The following is a 20,481-nucleotide window of genomic DNA, read 5'->3' on the forward strand; positions in this document are numbered from 1 at the left end:
ATGGTAAAGTCTTATAGTAAAAATGCCAATCATAACATGCGACGTCCTGTTGTCAAGCATGAGATTGTCGAGTTCATGCGCCACAGACAAAAGCAGGTGACGGGTTCCCTAAAAGAGCTAGAAAACTTTGCTCGCAAGGAGAATATTCCTATCATTCCTCATGAAACCGTCGCTTATTTTCGTTTCCTTATGGAAACCATTCAACCAAAAAACATTTTAGAAATCGGGACGGCTATTGGCTTTTCTGCCCTTTTGATGGCAGAGCATTCACCTAAGTCAAAAATCACCACTATTGACCGAAATCCTGAGATGATTGGTTTTGCCAAAGAAAATTTTGCAAAATTTGATAGCCGCAAACAAATCACTCTCTTAGAAGGTGATGCGGTAGATGTCCTGTCAACGTTGACTGAGACCTATGATTTTGTATTTATGGATTCTGCCAAGTCCAAATACATCGTCTTTCTACCAGAAATCCTCAAACACCTCGAAGTAGGTGGAGTCGTTGTCTTGGATGATATTTTCCAAGGAGGAGATATTGCGAGGGATATTATGGAAGTTCGACGTGGACAACGGACGATTTATCGTGGCTTGCAAAGACTATTTGATGCAACCTTAGACAATCCTGGCTTAACCGCTAGCTTGGTTCCACTTGGAGATGGGATTCTCATGCTAAGAAAGAATCAAGCAGAAGTAGAACTGCCTGATATTGATTGATTTCAGATATTTTTAAGACAATTTGGTAAAATAGATAAGGTAAACCTTTATTTAGTATACAAAAGGAGTAAACATGAAGAAAAAACTAATGGCAGGAGCCATCACATTGTTGTCAGTAGCTACTTTGGCTGCTTGTTCAAACAGTTCTGAAGGAACTGACTTGATTAGCATGAAAGGCGATGTTATTACTGAGCATCAATTCTTTGAAGAAGTCAAAAATAATGCTACTGCTCAACAAGTCTTGCTGAATATGACCATTCAAAAAGTTTTTGAAAAACAATATGGTTCAGAAGTAAGTGATAAAGAAGTAGATGATGCAGTTGCAGAAGAACAAAAGAAATACGGTGATAGCTATCAAACGATTCTCGCCCGTTCAGGTATGACTGCAGAAAGCCGTAAAGCTCAAATTCGTACAAGTAAATTAGTTGAGTATGCTGTTAAGAAAGCTGCTGAAGCTGAATTAACAGATGAAAACTACAAAAAAGCTTTTGAAGAGTATACTCCAGAAGTAACGGCTCAAATTATTAAACTTGACAGTGAAGATAAGGCTAAGGAAGTTCTTGCCAAAGCAAAAGAGTCTGGAGCTGACTTTGCACAACTTGCAAAAGACAATTCTACAGACGAAAAGACAAAAGAAAATGGTGGAGAAATTACTTTTGACTCTGCATCAACAGAATTACCAGATGTAGTTAAGAAAGCAGCTTTTGCTCTTGATGTCAACGGAATTTCAGATGTTATCACTGCTCCAGGAACTCAAGCTTATACAAGTAGTTTCTACATTGTTAAGTTGACGAAGAAATCAGAAAAATCTTCTAACTTGGATGATTATAAAGAAAAACTTAAAACAATCATTTTGACTCAAAAACAAAATGATGCAACCTTTGTTCAAGGTGTTATTAGTAAAGAATTGCAAGATGCCAACATTAAAGTTAAAGATCAGGCCTTCCAAAATATCTTTACACAATACATCAAAGGCGAAACAACTTCTGACAGCAGCAGTAGCACCTCAAACTAAGATAGTAATGAACTACCTTCCTCTGTCTGTAAGGTAGTTTTTAAGTTTATAAAATATCAACATTATAGTTTTAAAAGTCCTAGTAACTTAAAACGCTCGATAGGTCGGATAAGGGGAATACTCAAGACATTCTAGTCCAGAGTCTGTTTTGAGTAAAATTCGAATGTTTATACTGTAAGAGTTTTTTTCTAGGCTAAAAAATGGTATAATAGCATGTAAAACTAGAAATAATAAGGGAAAATAAAAATATTTTTCCGAAAGATAGGTGACATATGAAAATAAGTAAAAGGCACCTGCTGAATTATTCCATTTTGATTCCTTATTTACTGTTATCCGTTTTAGGATTGATAGTAGTTTATTCGACAACTAGTGCGACCCTTATTCAGGAGGGGAAAAGTGCATTATATCTAGTGCGAAATCAGGGGATTTTCTGGATAGCCAGTTTATTCTTAATAGCCTTAATCTATAAATTAAAATTAGGATTTCTTCGTAATGAGCGGTTGCTCTTTATCATTATGTTTGTCGAGCTGATACTCCTAGCTCTGGCACGGTTAATAGGTAGTCCCATCAATGGAGCATATGGCTGGATCAAGGTTGGTCCCATCACGATTCAACCAGCAGAGTATCTAAAGATTATTATCATTTGGTACTTGGCTCAGCGTTTTTCAAAACAACAAGATGAGATAGCAGTTTATGACTTCCAAGTTTTAACCCTCAATCAGTGGTTGCCAAGAGCCTTTAATGATTGGCGTTTTGTCCTCTTGGTCATGATTGGTAGTTTGGCAATCTTCCCTGACCTTGGGAATGCTACCATCTTGATTTTGGTATCCTTGCTCATGTATACCATCAGTGGAATAGCTTATCGGTGGTTCACAACTATTCTGGGCTTACTAGCTGGTGTCTCTATGATTTCCTTAACAGCCATTCGGATAATCGGTGTTGAGAAATTCTCTAAAATTCCCGTATTTGGTTATGTTGCCAAGCGGTTCAGTGCTTTTTTCAACCCATTTAATGACTTGGCTGGAGCTGGACACCAGTTGGCCAATTCCTACTATGCCATGGTTAATGGAGGATGGTTTGGTCTGGGATTAGGAAATTCTATTGAAAAACGAGGGTATCTGCCAGAAGCCCATACAGACTTTGTCTTTTCGATTGTCATTGAAGAGTTTGGATTTGTAGGGGCAAGTCTTATTCTCGCTCTCCTATTCTTCTTAATTCTACGAATAATTTTGGTAGGTATTCGAGCAAGGGATCCTTTCAACTCAATGGTAGCAATCGGTATTGGTGGTATGATTCTAATACAGGTTTTTGTTAACATTGGAGGTATTTCAGGCTTGATTCCTTCAACAGGGGTAACCTTCCCTTTCCTTTCGCAAGGGGGGAATAGCCTCTTGGTTCTTTCTGTAGCCATAGCATTTGTATTAAATATTGATGCCAGTGAGAAGCGTGCGCGACTTTTTAGTGAATACGACGCACAGCTTTAAGACATAGATAACAAGGAGAAAAAAATGTCTCTTCAAAAGTTAGAAAATTATAGTAACAAAACGGTCGTACAAGAAGAAGTTCAAATCTTGACAGATATGCTGGAAGATATCACAAAAAATATGCTTCCTGCTGAAACCTTTGATAAGATTATGCACTTGAAGGAACTTTCTTCAAAACTTGACTATCAAGGGCTAGATAAAGTAGTAACAGGTCTTTCAAATGATGAGATGGTCTACATTTCTAGATACTTCTCTATTTTGCCTCTTTTAATTAACATCTCAGAAGATGTTGACTTGGCTTATGAGATTAACCATCTAAATAATGTCGATCAAGACTATCTGGGTAAATTGTCAACAACGATCAAAATGGTGGCTGAAAAAGAAAACGCTGCTGAGATTCTTGAACACTTGAACGTGGTACCAGTTTTGACGGCCCATCCAACTCAGGTTCAACGTAAGAGTATGTTAGATTTGACCACTCATATCCATACCCTTTTACGTAAATACCGTGACGTGAGAATGGGGCTCATCAACAAAGAAAAATGGCATAATGATCTTCGTCGCTATATTGAGATTATCATGCAGACAGATATGATTCGGGAGAAGAAACTAAAAGTAACCAATGAAATCACTAACGTGATGGAGTACTACAATAGTTCCTTCCTACAGGCTGTCCCTAACTTGATGTTAGAGTACAAGCGTCTAGCAAAAGAACAAGGAATTGATCTTAAACAAGCAAAACCTATTACTATGGGAATGTGGATTGGTGGAGACCGTGATGGAAATCCATTTGTAACAGCTGAGACACTTCTGCGTTCTGCTACCATTCAAAGTGAAGTGATTTTGAACTATTATATCAGTAAGATTTCTAGTCTTTATCGTACCTTCTCTCTTTCAACGAATTTGTCAAAAACTAGCAAAGCTGTTGAAGAAATGGCTGTTCAGTCTGGAGATACATCCGTCTTTCGTGAGAAAGAACCCTATCGTCGTGCCTTTCATTTGATTCAGTCCAAATTGATTCAAACTCTCTTGAATTTAAAAGAATGGTCTGTGGTTGGCTCGTCAGCTGATGAACGCCATCCTGTTGAACGTCTTCTTGGTACTCAAGGGCATCAACAAGGAGTGATTACTGACTATATTAGCAATCGACTTTCAGGAGCTATTCAAGAGCTGGCTGAAGATCGTCCACCATTTTACGAAACAGTTGAAGAGTTCAAAAAAGATCTATATACCATTAAGGATTCATTACTTGAAAACAGGGCGGAGTCCTTGCTTACAGGTGAATTTGCAGAACTTTTAGAAGCTGTAGAAGTCTTTGGTTTCTTCTTGGCCTCCATCGACATGCGTCAAGATTCAAGCGTCCACGAAGCCTGTGTAGCAGAATTATTGGCATCTGCTGGAATCAATGACCACTATAGTGATTTATCAGAAGATGAAAAATGTGACTTGCTATTGCATGAATTATTAGAAGATCCTCGAATCTTGTCTGCAACTCATGCTGAGAAGTCTGAACTTCTCGAAAAAGAACTGGCTATTTTCCAAACTGCGCGTGAATTAAAAGATCGTTTGGGAGAGGACGTTATTCGTCAAACGATTATCTCTCACGCAACTAGCGTATCAGATATGCTTGAGTTGGCTATCATGCTAAAAGAAGTAGGACTAGTTGATGCTGAAAAAGCGCGTGTTCAGATTGTTCCTCTCTTTGAAACAATTGAGGACTTGGACCATTCTGAAGAAACAATGAGAAAGTATTTCTCTCTACCACTTGCTAAGAAATGGATTGCTTCTAGAGACAATTACCAGGAAATCATGCTTGGTTACTCTGATAGTAACAAAGACGGTGGATATCTCTCATCTTGTTGGACACTTTATAAGGCCCAACAACAATTGACTGCTATTGGTGATGAATTTGGAGTCAAAGTAACCTTCTTCCATGGTCGTGGTGGTACCGTTGGCCGTGGTGGTGGCCCTACTTATGATGCTATTGCTTCTCAACCACTCAAGTCCATCAAGGATCGTATCCGTTTGACAGAGCAAGGGGAAGTTATCGGAAACAAATATGGAAACAAGGATGCTGCCTACTATAACCTTGAAATGTTGGTTTCAGCAGCTATCAACCGTATGATTACCAAGAAGAAGAGTGATACCAATACATCAAATCGCTATGAAGCTATCATGGACCAAGTAGTAGAACGTAGTTACGATATCTACCGTGAGCTAGTATTTGGAAATGACCATTTCTATGATTATTTCTTTGAATCTAGTCCAATCAAGGCTATTTCAAGTTTCAATATTGGTTCTCGTCCAGCAGCTCGTAAAACAATCACTGAAATCGGTGGTCTACGTGCGATTCCTTGGGTATTCTCATGGTCACAAAGTCGTGTTATGTTCCCAGGTTGGTATGGTGTTGGTTCAAGCTTCAAGGAATTTATTGACCAAGATCCAAAAAATATTGAATTCCTTCGTGATATGTATCAAAATTGGCCATTCTTCCAGTCACTCCTATCTAATGTTGATATGGTCTTGTCCAAATCAAATATGAACATCGCCTTTGAGTACGCTAAACTGTGTGAAAGTGAAGAAGTACAAGCAATTTACTATACTATCTTGGATGAATGGCAGTTGACTAAGGACGTTATCTTGGCTATTGAAGGCCATGAGGAGCTGTTGGCAGAAAATACTTATTTGAAAGACAGTCTCAACTACCGGATGCCTTATTTCAATATCCTTAACTATATTCAGTTGGAATTGATTAAGCGTCAACGTCGTGGTGAGCTATCTTCAGATGAAGAACGATTGATCCATACAACTATCAACGGAATTGCTACAGGATTACGTAATTCAGGTTGATACAAGTTAGATTTTATAAAAAAACGTGGGGATTTTTGTTAATATTTAAAATATTTTATGAAAACCCTTGACAAGTTTTAGTAAAATGATATAATTTAAGCATTCAGAAAGTAATCACTGAAATTTTTTAGAGAGTCTGTGGTTGGTGGAAACAGATAGGTGGAAGTGATGAAAATTGGGCTGAATGTTATTAAGAATTTGAAATCATAAGAATTCGGTGAGCACACCTTACAGTGCAACTCGTTTTAGCGAGTAAGAGCGATAGGACTAGTTCCTATAATTGAGGTGGCACCGCGCATCGACGTCCTCACACAAGTTTTTTGTGTGAGGACTTTTTCTGTGGGGAGGAAAAAATTATGGAAATCAAACGATGGCGTCGCTTGAATAAGTGATTGAATAAAAAAATAATAAGTTAAGAAGAAATAAGGAGAAAATTATGAAAAACAAACGTCTACTCGGTATTATCGTAGCATTAGCACTTGTAGTTGGAGGAAGCTTGGTATATTCTAGCTTAACGAAACAAGAAACTAAAACTGAGACAGCTAATAAAACAGCTAAAGTTGGTGTTCTTCAGTTTGTAAGCCACCCATCGCTTGACTTGATCTACCAAGGTATCCAAGATGGACTTGCTGAAGAAGGCTATAAAGGTGACCAAGTTAAAATCGACTTTATGAACTCTGAAGGTGACCAAAGTAAGGTTGCGACAATGAGTAAACAATTGGTGGCAAATGGAAATGATGTCGTTGTCGGTATTGCAACACCAGCAGCTCAAGGTCTTGCAAGTGCAACAAAAGACCTTCCTGTTATCATGGCAGCTATCACAGACCCAATTGGTGCTAACCTTGTACAAAACTTGGAAAAACCAGGTGGGAACATCACAGGGGTATCTGACCACAACCCTGCTGAACAACAGGTTGAATTGATCAAAACTTTGACACCTGATGTCAAGACGGTTGGAGCTCTTTACTCAAGTAGTGAAGATAACTCAAAATCACAAGTTGAAGAATTTAAAACTTACGCTGAAAAAGCTGGTTTGAAAGTCGAAACATTCGCAGTTCCATCAACTAACGAAATTGCTTCAACAGTGAACGTTATGACTGGTAAAGTAGATGCAATCTGGGTTCCAATCGATAACACAATCGCATCTGCATTCTCAACTGTCGTTTCAAGCAATCAAACAGCTAAAAAACCAATCTACCCAAGTGCGACTGCCATGGTAGAAGCTGGAGGTTTGGCATCAGTCGTTGTTGACCAACACGATCTTGGTGTTGCTACTGGTAAAATGATTGCCAAAGTCTTGAAGGGTGAAAAACCTGCGGATACACCAGTTAATGTCTTCTCAACTGGTAAATCAGTGATCAACAAAAAAGTTGCTCAAGAACTTGGAATCACAATTCCTGAATCAGTTCTCAAAGAAGCAGGTCAAGTAATCGAATAAGAATAAAGGAGGAGTTGGAGACATCTCCTCCAATTTTTAGAATAAAGGAAACGTATCAAACATGCTAATATCAATTATTTCACAGGGATTGGTCTGGGCTATCCTAGGTTTGGGAATCTTTATGACCTTTCGAATCTTGAACTTCCCAGATATGACAACTGAGGGTTCCTTCCCACTTGGAGGAGCAGTAGCAGTGACTTTAATTACCCAGGGAGTCAATCCTTTTCTTGCGACTTTAGCGGCTGTAGGAGCAGGGTGTCTTGCTGGTTTAGCAGCGGGGTTATTATATACCAAAGGGAAAATTCCAACTCTTTTATCAGGAATTTTAGTCATGACTTCTTGCCATTCTATCATGCTCATGATTATGGGACGGGCTAACCTTGGACTCTTAAACACCAAGCAAATCCAAGATGTTCTTCCATTTTCATCAGAGGTTAATCAATTACTGACAGGTTTAATCTTTGTGACTTTGGTTATCCTTCTCATGCTTTTCTTCCTAGATACCAAACTTGGACAGGCCTATATCGCTACAGGGGATAATCCAGACATGGCTCGTAGTTTTGGTATCAATACAGGACGTATGGAGCTTATGGGCTTGGTCTTGTCAAATGGTGTAATCGCACTTGCTGGCGCACTTATCGCTCAACAAGAAGGTTATGCGGATGTCTCTCGTGGTATCGGTGTTATCGTTGTTGGTCTTGCCAGCTTGATTATCGGTGAGGTTCTCTTTAAGAGTCTTACCCTTGCAGAACGCTTGGTTACCATTGTAGTTGGTTCCATCAGTTATCAATTCTTGGTATGGGGCGTTATTGCTCTTGGCTTTAACACCAGCTACCTCCGTCTATACAGTGCCCTTATCCTAGCCACTTGTCTAGTAATCCCAACCCTTAAGGATAAATATTTGAAAGGAGTCAAGTTAAGCAAATGACAGCAATTGTAGAATTAAAAAATGCCACAAAAATTGTGACAAATGGCTTTGACGAAGAAAAAATTATTCTAAACGATGTTTCACTTGAAATTTATGAACATGACTTCATCACAATCTTGGGTGGAAATGGTGCAGGGAAGTCAACCCTCTTTAATAGCATTGCAGGAACTTTACCTTTAACCAGTGGTAGTATTCGCATCATGGGTGAGGATGTGACTCATTTCAGCCCTGAGAAACGTGCTAAGTATCTCTCTCGTGTCTTCCAAGATCCCAAAATGGGTACTGCCCCTCGTATGACCGTTGCAGAAAACCTCTTGATTGCAAAGTTTCGTGGAGAAAAACGTGGTCTCATTCCAAGAAGACTCTCAGCTTACAAGGAAGAATTTCAAGCAACCATTGAGAAAGTTGGAAATGGCCTAGAGAAACACTTGGATATACCGATTGAATTCTTGTCAGGTGGACAAAGACAGGCCTTGAGTCTCTTGATGGCAACCTTAAAACGTCCAGAGCTCCTTTTACTGGATGAACACACAGCTGCTCTTGACCCTAAAACAAGTGTCGCCTTGATGGAATTGACAAATGACTTTATCAACAAGGACCATCTAACAGCTTTGATGATTACCCACCATATGGAAGATGCTCTCAAGTATGGAAATCGCCTCATTGTTATGAAAGATGGACAAATCATCCAAGATTTGAATAAGGATGAAAAAGCCAAGATGAAAATTTCCGATTACTATCAACTTTTTGAGTAGATAATTTTTAAATCAAGTATCCTTAAAAACTTAGAAGTAAGCTTTTGCTTCTAAGTTTTTTGGTGAATTTTAAATATTACTGTTTTTTCCTATTCATCAGTTTTACTTTGGAGTATAATCAGTATAAGAATCTTAAACTTGGATAGGAGTAGGAGATAAAAAGATGACTTACACACAAGAAGATTTTCAAGAATGGATTTTTCAAATTGGATTTAAGATGGACTATTTTACTAGGGAGTTTGCTGAGGAACAAGGCCTTCATTTAGACTATAGCATGAAGTCTTTGGATGATTTGGAGGCTTGGATCTTGGCTCACTACGATGACCACCATGTTTTGATAGCAGACCGCCAGATGTTGGATTATTTGACCGTTTATATCGGTGAAACCTTCCGTAAGCATCTAGGAGGTAAATGGTTTATTGATCTTAAAAATAAAAAGAATGCCTATTATTCTATGCCTGTATTGACTGATCCATCCTATAGAGGAGTGGTATACAAAGCACCATTGACTTATGCAACAGCTTGTATCAGTAGAAAAGATGGTCAGTATATTAGCAGGATATTGAAAAATAATCTCAAAAATCAGGTGAAATAGGATTTTATTTCTTTCAAATATTAGAATGATTTGCTCAGAAAATTCAGTTTTTCATGATAGCTGGAAACTTATGAAATAGTCTCATGTAAAGTGTATGAAATGGTTTACTTTTTTTCAGAAATAAGCTATACTAGTTAGAGTAAACTGTGATAAAATGGAGGTATTGTCTATGGTTGACAAGAGACTCATCGAAGAGATCAAAAACAATACCAATATTGTCGAAATCATAGGAGAAGTGATTTCTTTACAAAAATCTGGACGGAACTTTTTAGGGCTCTGTCCTTTTCATGGTGAAAAGACCCCTTCCTTTAACGTGGTCGAGGATAAGCAATTTTACCACTGTTTTGGATGTGGTCGTTCTGGAGATGTTTTTAAGTTTATCGAGGAGTATCAGCAGGTAACCTTTGCGGATGCAGTGAGGATATTAGCTGAGAGACTTGGGATTCAGATGGCAGCGCCTGTTCAAGGTTCTGTACAGCCTAGGTCGCCCCATCAAAATCTCTACGATATGCATGAGAAAGCCGCTCGTTTTTATCATGCCATTCTCATGACGACTAAGATGGGTGAAGAGGCGAGAAACTATCTCTATAAACGTGGCTTAACAGATGATGTTCTCAAGCATTTTATGATTGGTTTAGCTCCAGCAGAACGCTCTTATCTCTATCAACGTTTAGCTGATGATTATAGTGAAAAGGACTTGCTGGATTCGGGTTTGTTTTATCTATCTGAGAGTAACCAATTCTTTGATACCTTTCATAATCGCATTATGTTTCCTCTTTCAAATGATCAAGGAAAGGTGATTGCTTTTTCTGGTCGTGTATGGCAAGAGACTGATTCTCAAACTGGAAAGTATAAAAATAGTCGAGCGACGGCAATTTTTAACAAAAGTTACGAATTATATCATTTGGAGAGGGTAAAAAAAGGATCGGGCAAGGCTCCTGAAATCTACCTGATGGAAGGGTTTATGGATGTCATTGCGGCTTATCGTGCTGGTATTGAAAATGCAGTTGCTTCTATGGGTACCGCACTGACGAGTGAACATGTGGAGCATCTGAAACGCTTTACCAAAAAAGTGATTGTCACCTATGACGGAGATAAGGCTGGGCAAACTGCCACAGCTAAGGCCTTGGATGAACTTAAAGATTTACCTGTCCAAGTAGTCCAGATTCCTGACGCAATGGATCCGGATGAATATCTACAGAAAAACTCTCCTCAAGACTTGGCTTATCTCTTAACCAATACACGCATCAGTCCTGTTGAGTTTTACATTCATCATTTCAGACCTGAAAATAGTGAAAATCTACAAGCTCAAATTGAATTCATAGAGAAAATTGCTCCCTTAATCGCCAAGGAACCCTCTATCACAGCTCAGAATTCCTACATTCACATTTTGACGGATCACTTGCCATCTTTTGACTATCAGCAAGTCGAACATATTGTCAATGAAAGTCGTGTTAGACAGAGAAAGGAGAAGGTCAAGGAGACCTATAGTCCTAGTCCTATCACTATGTCTGTCACCAAGCAACTGACAGCAGTGATGAGAGCGGAGGCTCATATCCTCTACCGAATGATGGAACATCCTTTGGTGCTCAATGACTACCGCTTAAGAGATGACTTTATTTTTGAAACTCCAGAGTTTCAGACCTTATATGGACTCCTGATTGATAATGGAAGTATCTCGTCTGAGGATTTGGCTCATCAGACCAGAGAAGTGGAGAGTGCTTGGTATCAAGTCCTAGCCTTAGATTTGCCACCTGAGATGTCCCCTCACGAGTTAGTCGAAGTGGAAGAGTCTCGAAAAAGAGCTCTTTTGAATCAGGAAAATCTGCAAATTAAAAAGAAAGTTCAGGAAGCTAGCCATGTCGGTGATACAGACACCGCATTAGAAGAGCTAGAACGCTTAATTGCCCAAAAAAGAAGAATGGAGTAAGAATGGCAACAAAACAAAAAGAAGTAACAACCTTTGACGTCCAAGTAGCGGAATTTATTCGTAATCATAAAAAAACTGGCACAGCAACTGATGATGAAATCAATAACGCCCTCGTAATTCCCTTCACTTTAGATGTGGAAGGTATTGAGAATCTTTTGCAACGCATTCAAGATGCTGGTATCTCAATTACGGACAACGACGGAAATCCAAGTGCGCGTGTTTTGAGCACTGAGGAAGAACCAGAGTTGACTGATGAAGATTTGATTGGTTCAACCTCTGCTAAGGTCAATGACCCTGTCCGTATGTATTTGAAAGAAATCGGGGTTGTGCCTCTGCTTACAAATGAAGAGGAAAAAGAGTTGGCCCTTGCTGTTGAAGCGGGTGATATCGAAGCTAAACAACGTCTAGCAGAAGCTAACCTTCGTTTGGTAGTATCTATCGCTAAACGATATGTTGGACGTGGGATGCAGTTCCTTGACTTGATTCAAGAAGGAAACATGGGCTTGATGAAGGCGGTTGATAAGTTTGACTACTCTAAAGGATTCAAATTCTCGACTTATGCGACTTGGTGGATTCGTCAGGCTATTACTCGTGCCATTGCTGACCAAGCTCGTACGATTCGTATTCCAGTACACATGGTTGAAACCATTAACAAGCTTGTCCGTGAGCAGCGTAATCTTCTCCAAGAATTGGGACAAGATCCAACTCCTGAACAAATCGCTGAACGCATGGATATGACACCAGACAAGGTCCGTGAAATCCTCAAAATTGCTCAAGAGCCAGTTTCACTTGAAACACCTATCGGTGAAGAGGATGACAGCCACCTTGGGGACTTTATCGAGGACGAAGTGATTGAAAATCCAGTGGACTACACAACTCGCATCGTTTTGCGTGAGCAGTTGGATGAAGTGCTAGACACCTTGACTGACCGTGAAGAAAATGTTTTGCGTCTTCGTTTTGGCCTTGATGATGGAAAAATGCGTACTCTAGAGGATGTTGGAAAAGTCTTTAACGTAACACGTGAACGTATCCGTCAGATTGAAGCAAAAGCTTTGAGAAAACTTCGTCAACCAAGTCGTAGTAAACCACTCCGCGACTTCATTGAAGATTAAGCTGAAGGAGAGTGAAAATGGCTTATACAGAAGAACAGATTGAAAACATCAAAACACGTATTTTGACAGCGTTAGAAGAAGTTATTGACCCTGAATTGGGAATTGATATCGTCAATCTAGGCTTGATCTACGAGATTCGTTTTGATGGAGATACAGGTGAGACTGAGATTGATATGACGCTAACGACAATGGGATGTCCACTAGCAGATCTCTTAACAGACCAAATCTATGATGCTATGACGGATGTTCCAGAGGTTACTAACGTTGAAGTAAAATTAGTTTGGTATCCAGCTTGGACAGTTGAGAAAATGAGCCGCTATGCTCGCATTGCATTAGGTATCAAGTAAATAAATTATAAAAAGAGAAATAGTGTTGACGCCAGGAAATTCCCAGCTTTTATACTATCTCTCTTTTAATTTGCTGATTTTATTTGAAGAAAATGGTATAATGGTTACTATGGAAAAAGAGAAATTACGCATCAATATGCTAAGTTCAAGTGAAAAGGTAGCTGGTCAAGGTGTGTCTGGTGCTTACCGTGAACTGGTGCAGCTTTTGAAACGAGATGCGAAAGACCAACTGATAGTAACGGAAAATCTACCGATTGAGGCGGACGTTACTCATTTTCATACGATTGATTTTCCTTATTATCTCTCGACCTTTCAGAAAAAACGTTCTGGACGTAAGATTGGCTATGTTCACTTCTTACCTGATACCTTGGAAGGTAGTTTGAAGATTCCATTCTTCTTAAAGGGGATTGTCAAACGCTATGTATTTTCTTTTTATGACCGTATGGAGCATCTGGTTGTGGTCAATCCTAGCTTCATTGAGGATTTGGTTGCTGCTGGAATTCCACGTGAAAAAGTGACCTATATTCCTAATTTTGTCAACAAAGAAAAATGGCATCCACTTCCTATAGAGCAAGTCGAACAACTTCGTAAAGATATGGGGATTGATGAGAATCAGTTTGTAGTCGTTGGTGCAGGTCAGGTTCAGAAGCGCAAAGGAATAGATGACTTTATCACTCTAGCTGAGGAATTACCTGATATCACTTTTATTTGGGCTGGAGGTTTCTCATTTGGCGGGATCACCGATGGTTATGAACGCTATAAAAAAATTATGGATAACCCTCCTGAAAATCTAATTTTCCCAGGGATTGTTGATCCAGAACGGATGAGAGAACTCTATGCCTTGGCTGATCTTTTCTTGCTTCCAAGTTATAACGAGCTCTTTCCAATGACTATTTTAGAAGCTGCGAGTTGTGAAGCACCCATTATGCTTCGTGATCTAGATCTTTACAAGGTCATTCTTGAAGGAAATTACAGACCAACAAGTGATGTAGAAGAGATGAAAGCGGCTATCTTGGAATATCGAGAGCATCCAGAAGCACTAAAAGAATTAAAAGAAAAGGCTAAGGCCATTTCAAGAGAATATTCAGAAGAGCATCTTCTTGAGATCTGGCTAAAATTCTATCGGGAGCAAGCAGATTTAGGAAAAAAATGAGGTAGTATATGCGAATTGGTTTATTTACAGATACTTATTTCCCGCAGGTCTCGGGTGTTGCGACCAGTATTCGAACCTTAAAAACAGAACTTGAAAAGCAAGGACATGCCGTCTTTATCTTTACAACAACAGACAAGGATGTTAATCGTTATGAAGACTGGCAGATTATTCGTATCCCTAGTGTTCCTTTCTTTGCCTTTAAGGATCGACGTTTCGCCTATCGTGGATTTACGAAAGCTCTTGAGATAGCAAAACAATACAAGCTGGATATTATTCATACGCAGACTGAGTTTTCTCTTGGTTTATTAGGGATTTGGATAGCGCGTGAGCTGAAAATCCCTGTTATTCATACCTATCATACCCAGTACGAAGATTATGTTCACTATATCGCTAAAGGGATGTTGATTCGTCCAGGTATGGTCAGGTATCTTGTGAGAGGCTTCCTTCATGATGTTGATGGTGTGATTTGTCCGAGTGAAATTGTGCGCGACTTGTTATCGGATTATAAGGTCAAAGTTGAAAAGCGTGTTATTCCTACAGGGATTGAGCTAGCCAAGTTTGAACGACCTGAGATTGGACCAGAACATATCGCAGACTTACGGGTTAAACTAGGTATTAAGGAAGATGAAAAAATGCTTCTTAGCCTTTCGCGTGTGTCTTACGAGAAGAATATTCAGGCGGTACTAGCTGCATTTGCAGAGGTTCTAAAAGAAGAACAAAAGGTGAAATTAGTCGTTGCTGGTGATGGGCCTTATCTGGAAAACCTCAAGGAGCAAGCAGGAGATTTGCAAATTCAGGATTCTGTTATCTTTACAGGTATGATCGCTCCGAGTGAGACAGCACTTTACTATAAGGCTGCTGACTTCTTCATTTCAGCTTCTACAAGTGAGACTCAGGGGTTAACCTATCTAGAAAGTTTGGCTAGCAAGACACCAATTATAGCTCATGGAAATCCCTATCTTGATAACCTCATCAATCATAAAATGTTTGGAACGCTTTATTATGAAGAGAGAGATCTAGCAGGGGCTATTTTAGAAGCTTTAATTGCAACTCCAAAGATGGATGAGAAACTTTTGGCTGAAAAATTGTATGAAATTTCAGCTGAGAATTTTGCTAAGAGAGTCCATGAGTTTTATTTGGATGCTATCATCTCAAACAATTTTGAAAAAGAATTGACTGCAGATGAACCTGTTACGAAACGTATTTTAAAGACAGTATTTTATATACCACAACAGGCAGTTTCAGTTCCAGTCAAAAGTTCTAAACGAATGTTAAAGGCATCTAAGAAACAGTTGAATGATTTGAGAGATTATTGGAATGACTAAGATCATCAAAGAAAGGAAATGAAGAAATGAAAAAGAAATTTATGAGAAGTAGTCGAGATCAAAAAATCGGTGGAGTATGCGCTGGTCTAGCTAATTATTTTGATATTGATCCTACAATTGTACGTGTAATCTGGGGAGTTCTAGCTTTTTGTTATGGTAGTGGACTTATTGCTTACTTAATTTTATGGGCAATTGCTCCAGTTTCGGAAGAATATTAAAAATAGGGAATTATAGAAAAGGAGAGAATAATGGCATTTGGTGATAATGGAAAACGTAAAAAAACATTTTTTGAGAAATTGACACTATTCGTCGTTTTGATTATGTTGTTTGTAACCTTAGCAGGTATCTTTGCTACAGCCATTGGTGTATTTAGCAGATTTTAAAATGCTAGATTTTCTAGCAAGTAGTAATAGTTGGTGACTGGGATTTCCCAGCCCTTTTTAAAGTGAGAAAAGAATATGAGTATGTTTTTAGATACAGCCAAGATTAAGGTCAAGGCTGGAAATGGTGGCGATGGGATGGTTGCCTTTCGCCGTGAAAAATACGTCCCTAATGGCGGTCCATGGGGTGGCGATGGAGGCCGTGGAGGTAACGTTGTCTTTGTTGTAGATGAAGGTTTACGTACCCTGATGGACTTCCGTTACAATCGTCATTTCAAAGCCCAATCGGGTGAAAAAGGGATGACCAAAGGAATGCATGGTAGAGGGGCAGAAGACTTGATTGTTCGAGTGCCTCAAGGTACAACTGTACGTGATGCGGAGACTGGGAAAGTTCTCACTGATTTGATAGAGAACGGCCAAGAGTTCATCGTGGCTCATGGAGGTCGTGGTGGTCGTGGGAACATCCGTTTTGCGACACCAAAAAATCCTGCTCCAGAGATCTCTGAGAATGGAGAACCTGGTCAGGAGCGCGAATTACAGTTAGAACTTAAAATTCTTGCGGATGTTGGTTTGGTTGGATTCCCTTCAGTTGGAAAATCAACTCTGCTCAGCGTAATTACCTCTGCAAAACCTAAAATTGGTGCCTATCACTTTACAACAATCGTTCCAAATCTTGGTATGGTCCGTACCCAATCAGGTGAGTCCTTTGCAGTGGCAGACCTTCCTGGTTTGATTGAAGGAGCAAGTCAAGGTGTGGGCTTGGGAACTCAATTCCTTCGCCATATTGAGCGTACTCGCGTTATCCTTCACATCATCGATATGTCAGCCAGTGAAGGTCGCGATCCTTACGAAGATTATCTAGCTATTAACAAAGAGTTGGAATCTTACAACCTTCGTCTGATGGAGCGTCCCCAAATCATTGTTGCTAATAAGATGGATATGCCAGAAAGCCAAGAGAATCTTGAAGAATTCAAGAAAAAATTGGCAACTAACTTTGATGAGTTCGAGGAATTACCAGCAATCTTCCCAATATCAGGTTTGACTAAACAAGGTTTAGCACCTTTACTAGATGCAACAGCAGAGCTCCTTGATAAGACTCCAGAATTCCTTCTTTATGACGAGTCAGAAATGGAAGAAGAAGTTTATTATGGCTTTGACGAAGAAGAAAAACCATTTGAAATTAGTCGTGATGACGATGCAACTTGGGTACTTTCAGGTGAAAAACTCATCAAACTCTTTAACATGACTAACTTTGATCGTGATGAGTCTGTCATGAAGTTTGCTCGTCAGTTGCGTGGTATGGGAGTTGATGAAGCTCTCCGTGCTCGTGGCGCCAAGGATGGAGATTTGGTTCGTATCGGTAAGTTTGAATTTGAGTTTGTAGACTAGGAGATAGCTATGGGAGATAAACCGATATCTTTCCGAGATGCTGATGGAAATTTTGTTTCTGCAGCAGACGTCTGGAATGAGAAAAAGTTAGAAGAACTGTTTAATCGTCTCAATCCAAATAGAGCTTTGAGACTAGCAAGAACTAAAAAGCAAGCAGACAGTAGCAAATCATAAAATTAACCCGTGATGATAGCCATCACGGGTTTTTGTTACCGATCAAAAAATAGAGGTGGTGCAAATTGTTTGAGGCGTTCAAAGCAAGATTGAGCTTGTTCCTTATCCTCGCAGATAACCAAACAGACATCATTTCCACAGATAGTAGCCACTATTTCAGGGAAGTTTAGGGCGTCCAAGATAGATCCGAAGGATTGTGCCAAACCTGGATAGGTTTTGATAACAACCTGGTGTTGGACGGGTTGCATCATGTAGAGTGCTTCTTCCATATAGACTTCTAGCCGTTTTTCCCACTTGGATGTAGAGTCAGTGTTGATTGAATAATAGGAGTGTTCACCTTCACGAATCTTAGAAAGATTCATCAGGTTAATGTCTCTTGAAAGTGTTGCTTGTGTGACCTGTACTCCGTTTTCAATCAGTAGTTCTTGTAATTCAGTTTGGGTATGAATTTTTTGTTTAGTGATTAAGGCTCGGATGAGCTGGTGTCTTTGCTCGGCTTTGTTCATCTACAGTTACCTCCCTTTGAAAAGGTATCTCAAGATTGGACTGTTCAAGGTCGACAGTCAAGTGATAGTCTGTATTGTCACGTACAGTAATCTCAAAGTCTGTTGTGTAAAGAACGAGACGTACTGTATCGCCTTCTTTTAGTTTGTAAATAGTTGGTTGGAGTTCAAATTGAAATTCCATCCATTCATCAGGCTTAACTTCCTCAATTTTCAGTAAATCATGACGATTTTGAAGATTGAGATAGCCTTTGGTGATAACGCGCTGTGCATTTGGGCTAAACGGTAGCTCGCAAAGATTTTCCAGCATGTGGTAACGACCATTATCAATCGTACGAGCAGACAAGACTCCTGGATACGGTTGTAGGTATTTCTTTTGACCAAGTTCGAGAAGTTGGGCAGATAGTAAGCCTTTGTTTGTACTTGATTTGAGACGGAGGTTTAGTTTAACACGCCCATTGAGATGAAGTTCTTCTGTCACTGGCAGGTCAATCGTAACTTGATTGACTTTCCCTTGATAGAGTTCATTATTAAAGGTTTGGTAAGTTTTTCCAAATCGTTCAAAATCAGAGTCTTGATAGTGGTTTTGAATGACAGCTTCTTCAGTACCTAATGTGAAAGTTTTGTGGTCAGTTTGATTTCCAAAATCTTCAAGAGTCATCCATGTTTGAGGAGCTGTATTGTCTTGCCAAACGATTCTTGGAAGTCGGTAATCAGTTTCATGCCCCAATAATTTCTGTGTCAAAAGAGCATTCATGGATTCACGGAAATCAATAGACTGCCAGTTGTTCATATAAACATGGGCCCCGTTATGATAAAAGAGGTGTTTATTAATATGACTTGGAAGAGCATTAAACATTTGATAGACGTGAAGTGGTTTGACATTCCAGTCTTGCGAACCGTGGGTAAAGACAACTTCAGCCTTAACTTTTTCAGCATTAAGTAGGTAGTTTCTGTCATGCCAGAATTGGTTATAATCTCCAGTTTTACGGTCTAGATTTTTCTTGAGTTCTTCTATAGACTCTTTATGAGCTTCGTTTCCACGAATATAGTCACCAGCTAAGAGATTACGAGAATAAGTTAATTCATCTAATGAATCGAAGTCCTCCCCTGGATAGCCACCAGGGCTTGTTACCAGACCATTTTCTCGATAATAGTTGTACCAAGAAGAAATACCGGCTTCAGCAATAATGACTTCTAAACCATCAACTCCTGTAGTTGCAAGACCATTAGACATTGTTCCTAGATAAGAAAGACCAGTAGTGGCAACTTTTCCATTTGACCAGTCAGCCTTGACCTGACGTTTACGACTGTGGTCTGTGAAGGCACGACAACGACCATTGAGCCAATCAATAACATTTTTATAGGCTTCAACTTGGCGGTAATCTCCGTTGGTCATTTGACCTTGAGAATCCTTGGTTCCAAGACCAGATACGTAGATATTTGCAAATCCTCTTGGAAGGAAGTAGTCGTTAAGTGTGTAGCTGCTATTGATATGAGTCAGTTTTTCTTCAGCTTCTGGAACGAGTTCTGCTTGGCCAACTGGTTCAACCAAGTCTAATGTTGGTTTTTCTAGAGAAATTTCATGCGGTTCCTTGACTTCTAGCTCAACTTCCATTTTGTAAAGAGCTTTATCGCTTGCTTTATCATTGGTTCCTTGATGGTAAGGACTTGCCGTCATAACAGCTGGAATTTTGCCGTGGTAAGATGGACGAATAATGTTTACCTTGATAAGATCTGGCAGTCCATCATTATCAGAATCAACTCGACTTTCCACATAAACAACTTCCCGAATAGCATTGTTTGCAGAGAAGGTTGCCAAGCTCTTACCATTGAAGTAGTGGTAATCATTGTTCTCAGGGATAAGACCATCGCTAACCAATTGATCGATCAAGGTATTTCCCTTTTTAGTGCGCGTGTTAAGGAGTTGATAGAGATTGTCAATCAAATCTCCGTATACAATTGGGAATGCCGTTTCTTTGTGAAAAACAAGACCATCTTCAAAGTCCGTTAAGTAGCTGAAACCAAGCAACTGAAAGGCAACAGTATAGAAAATTTCTGCAGTTAATTCACGATCAGAGTTGAAGAAAGTGAGCAGATCAGTTTCTTTATCAACCGCTAAAGTTGAGAGGGGATAATCCGTATTTTTGTAATTGAAAAAGCAAGTTCTAACAAAAGCTTCAAACAGTTCTTTATCAGAATTTGATTGGTCAAGCTTGAATCCAAGGCTGGATAATTCCCGTAAAGCTTGTTGCTGGCTTACAGGATAGTAACTGAATTGATTAAAACGCATAGATGCCTCCTTTGAAGAATCATTCTAAATTTATTATATCAAAAAAGTAGGGGAAATGATAGAAAATACAAGTAACTGTTATAATAAACTAAAAAG

Annotated in this window: 19 protein-coding genes; 17 read left to right on the forward strand and 2 right to left on the reverse strand. The window is 39.4% G+C overall.

Annotated elements, in window-relative coordinates:
* The 17 genes from O3658_RS02595 to O3658_RS02675 all read left to right on the forward strand — a co-directional run bounded on the left by O3658_RS02595 (position 1) and on the right by O3658_RS02675 (position 17,589).
* A complete protein-coding gene (locus O3658_RS02595; RefSeq protein WP_075230470.1) occupies positions 1–714 on the forward strand; it encodes an O-methyltransferase in 714 nt (237 codons plus the stop codon).
* A gap of 73 nt (positions 715–787) precedes the next feature.
* Positions 788–1,729, forward strand: coding sequence for a peptidylprolyl isomerase PrsA (gene prsA / locus O3658_RS02600; protein ID WP_371559160.1), 942 nt, complete (start codon positions 788–790; stop codon positions 1,727–1,729).
* A gap of 272 nt (positions 1,730–2,001) precedes the next feature.
* Complete coding sequence (gene ftsW, locus O3658_RS02605; protein WP_371559161.1) at positions 2,002–3,213, forward strand: cell division peptidoglycan polymerase FtsW; 1,212 nt, start codon at positions 2,002–2,004, stop codon at positions 3,211–3,213.
* A 24-nt stretch (positions 3,214–3,237) separates the two neighbouring features.
* Complete coding sequence (gene ppc / locus O3658_RS02610; RefSeq protein ID WP_371559163.1) at positions 3,238–6,063, forward strand: phosphoenolpyruvate carboxylase; 2,826 nt, start codon at positions 3,238–3,240, stop codon at positions 6,061–6,063.
* A 436-nt stretch (positions 6,064–6,499) separates the two neighbouring features.
* Positions 6,500–7,501: a tryptophan ABC transporter substrate-binding protein gene (gene trpX / locus O3658_RS02615; protein ID WP_075228342.1), complete on the forward strand. Its 1,002-nt coding sequence runs from the start codon at positions 6,500–6,502 to the stop codon at positions 7,499–7,501.
* 61 nt (positions 7,502–7,562) lie between these two features.
* A complete protein-coding gene (locus tag O3658_RS02620) occupies positions 7,563–8,429 on the forward strand; it encodes an ABC transporter permease (RefSeq protein WP_223140889.1) in 867 nt (288 codons plus the stop codon).
* A complete protein-coding gene (locus O3658_RS02625; RefSeq protein ID WP_371559164.1) occupies positions 8,426–9,184 on the forward strand; it encodes an ABC transporter ATP-binding protein in 759 nt (252 codons plus the stop codon). Before O3658_RS02620 ends, O3658_RS02625 begins: the two co-directional genes overlap by 4 nt.
* Before the next feature lie 163 nt (positions 9,185–9,347).
* Positions 9,348–9,779 carry a hypothetical protein gene (locus O3658_RS02630; protein WP_371559165.1) on the forward strand — a complete coding sequence of 144 codons (432 nt, stop codon included), beginning with the start codon at positions 9,348–9,350 and terminating at the stop codon, positions 9,777–9,779.
* A gap of 169 nt (positions 9,780–9,948) precedes the next feature.
* Positions 9,949–11,709 carry a DNA primase gene (dnaG, locus tag O3658_RS02635; RefSeq protein ID WP_371559166.1) on the forward strand — a complete coding sequence of 587 codons (1,761 nt, stop codon included), beginning with the start codon at positions 9,949–9,951 and terminating at the stop codon, positions 11,707–11,709.
* 2 nt (positions 11,710–11,711) lie between these two features.
* The gene (rpoD, locus tag O3658_RS02640; protein WP_281334960.1) at positions 11,712–12,821 is read left to right on the forward strand and encodes an RNA polymerase sigma factor RpoD; all 1,110 of its coding nucleotides are present in this window, start codon (positions 11,712–11,714) and stop codon (positions 12,819–12,821) included.
* A 17-nt stretch (positions 12,822–12,838) separates the two neighbouring features.
* Positions 12,839–13,168: a metal-sulfur cluster assembly factor gene (locus O3658_RS02645; protein ID WP_000331926.1), complete on the forward strand. Its 330-nt coding sequence runs from the start codon at positions 12,839–12,841 to the stop codon at positions 13,166–13,168.
* 100 nt (positions 13,169–13,268) lie between these two features.
* Positions 13,269–14,321 (forward strand): glycosyltransferase family 4 protein, encoded by a 1,053-nt coding sequence (locus O3658_RS02650; protein WP_228113854.1) that lies wholly within the window; start codon positions 13,269–13,271, stop codon positions 14,319–14,321.
* 8 nt (positions 14,322–14,329) lie between these two features.
* A complete protein-coding gene (locus O3658_RS02655; protein WP_153224709.1) occupies positions 14,330–15,646 on the forward strand; it encodes a glycosyltransferase family 4 protein in 1,317 nt (438 codons plus the stop codon).
* A gap of 26 nt (positions 15,647–15,672) precedes the next feature.
* Positions 15,673–15,864: a PspC domain-containing protein gene (locus tag O3658_RS02660; protein ID WP_075229473.1), complete on the forward strand. Its 192-nt coding sequence runs from the start codon at positions 15,673–15,675 to the stop codon at positions 15,862–15,864.
* Positions 15,865–15,894: 30 nt separating this feature from the next.
* Positions 15,895–16,029, forward strand: a complete 135-nt coding sequence (locus O3658_RS02665; RefSeq protein ID WP_049548929.1) for a DUF4044 domain-containing protein — start codon at positions 15,895–15,897, stop codon at positions 16,027–16,029.
* A 75-nt stretch (positions 16,030–16,104) separates the two neighbouring features.
* Positions 16,105–17,415, forward strand: a complete 1,311-nt coding sequence (gene obgE, locus O3658_RS02670; protein WP_153224708.1) for a GTPase ObgE — start codon at positions 16,105–16,107, stop codon at positions 17,413–17,415.
* 9 nt (positions 17,416–17,424) lie between these two features.
* A complete protein-coding gene (locus tag O3658_RS02675) occupies positions 17,425–17,589 on the forward strand; it encodes a hypothetical protein (RefSeq protein WP_371559167.1) in 165 nt (54 codons plus the stop codon).
* Positions 17,590–17,624: 35 nt separating this feature from the next.
* Here O3658_RS02675 and O3658_RS02680 read toward each other — a convergent pair whose 3' ends face one another.
* Together O3658_RS02680 and O3658_RS02685 are read right to left on the reverse strand one after the other, a co-directional pair.
* Positions 17,625–18,095 (reverse strand): arginine repressor, encoded by a 471-nt coding sequence (locus tag O3658_RS02680; RefSeq protein ID WP_075231622.1) that lies wholly within the window; start codon positions 18,093–18,095, stop codon positions 17,625–17,627.
* Positions 18,046–20,385, reverse strand: a complete 2,340-nt coding sequence (locus tag O3658_RS02685; protein WP_371559168.1) for a Xaa-Pro dipeptidyl-peptidase — start codon at positions 20,383–20,385, stop codon at positions 18,046–18,048. Before O3658_RS02685 ends, O3658_RS02680 begins: the two co-directional genes overlap by 50 nt.
* Between the last annotated feature and the right edge of the window lie 96 nt (positions 20,386–20,481).

Origin of the sequence: Streptococcus sp. 27098_8_69, from assembly GCF_041432445.1 — a bacterium.
Taxonomy (GTDB): Bacteria; Bacillota; Bacilli; order Lactobacillales; family Streptococcaceae; genus Streptococcus.

Excerpts from the sequence above, each read along its gene's own strand:
- O3658_RS02595 (WP_075230470.1), top strand. The coding sequence starts at position 1 with ATGGTAAAGTCTTATAGTAAAAATGCCAATCATAACATGCGACGTCCT.
- prsA (WP_371559160.1), top strand. The coding sequence starts at position 788 with ATGAAGAAAAAACTAATGGCAGGAGCCATCACATTGTTGTCAGTAGCT.
- ftsW (WP_371559161.1), top strand. The coding sequence starts at position 2,002 with ATGAAAATAAGTAAAAGGCACCTGCTGAATTATTCCATTTTGATTCCT.
- ppc (WP_371559163.1), top strand. The coding sequence starts at position 3,238 with ATGTCTCTTCAAAAGTTAGAAAATTATAGTAACAAAACGGTCGTACAA.
- trpX (WP_075228342.1), top strand. The coding sequence starts at position 6,500 with ATGAAAAACAAACGTCTACTCGGTATTATCGTAGCATTAGCACTTGTA.
- O3658_RS02620 (WP_223140889.1), top strand. The coding sequence starts at position 7,563 with ATGCTAATATCAATTATTTCACAGGGATTGGTCTGGGCTATCCTAGGT.
- O3658_RS02625 (WP_371559164.1), top strand. The coding sequence starts at position 8,426 with ATGACAGCAATTGTAGAATTAAAAAATGCCACAAAAATTGTGACAAAT.
- O3658_RS02630 (WP_371559165.1), top strand. The coding sequence starts at position 9,348 with ATGACTTACACACAAGAAGATTTTCAAGAATGGATTTTTCAAATTGGA.
- dnaG (WP_371559166.1), top strand. The coding sequence starts at position 9,949 with ATGGTTGACAAGAGACTCATCGAAGAGATCAAAAACAATACCAATATT.
- rpoD (WP_281334960.1), top strand. The coding sequence starts at position 11,712 with ATGGCAACAAAACAAAAAGAAGTAACAACCTTTGACGTCCAAGTAGCG.
- O3658_RS02645 (WP_000331926.1), top strand. The coding sequence starts at position 12,839 with ATGGCTTATACAGAAGAACAGATTGAAAACATCAAAACACGTATTTTG.
- O3658_RS02650 (WP_228113854.1), top strand. The coding sequence starts at position 13,269 with ATGGTTACTATGGAAAAAGAGAAATTACGCATCAATATGCTAAGTTCA.
- O3658_RS02655 (WP_153224709.1), top strand. The coding sequence starts at position 14,330 with ATGCGAATTGGTTTATTTACAGATACTTATTTCCCGCAGGTCTCGGGT.
- O3658_RS02660 (WP_075229473.1), top strand. The coding sequence starts at position 15,673 with ATGAAAAAGAAATTTATGAGAAGTAGTCGAGATCAAAAAATCGGTGGA.
- O3658_RS02665 (WP_049548929.1), top strand. The coding sequence starts at position 15,895 with ATGGCATTTGGTGATAATGGAAAACGTAAAAAAACATTTTTTGAGAAA.
- obgE (WP_153224708.1), top strand. The coding sequence starts at position 16,105 with ATGAGTATGTTTTTAGATACAGCCAAGATTAAGGTCAAGGCTGGAAAT.
- O3658_RS02675 (WP_371559167.1), top strand. The coding sequence starts at position 17,425 with ATGGGAGATAAACCGATATCTTTCCGAGATGCTGATGGAAATTTTGTT.
- O3658_RS02680 (WP_075231622.1), bottom strand. The coding sequence starts at position 18,095 with ATGAACAAAGCCGAGCAAAGACACCAGCTCATCCGAGCCTTAATCACT.
- O3658_RS02685 (WP_371559168.1), bottom strand. The coding sequence starts at position 20,385 with ATGCGTTTTAATCAATTCAGTTACTATCCTGTAAGCCAGCAACAAGCT.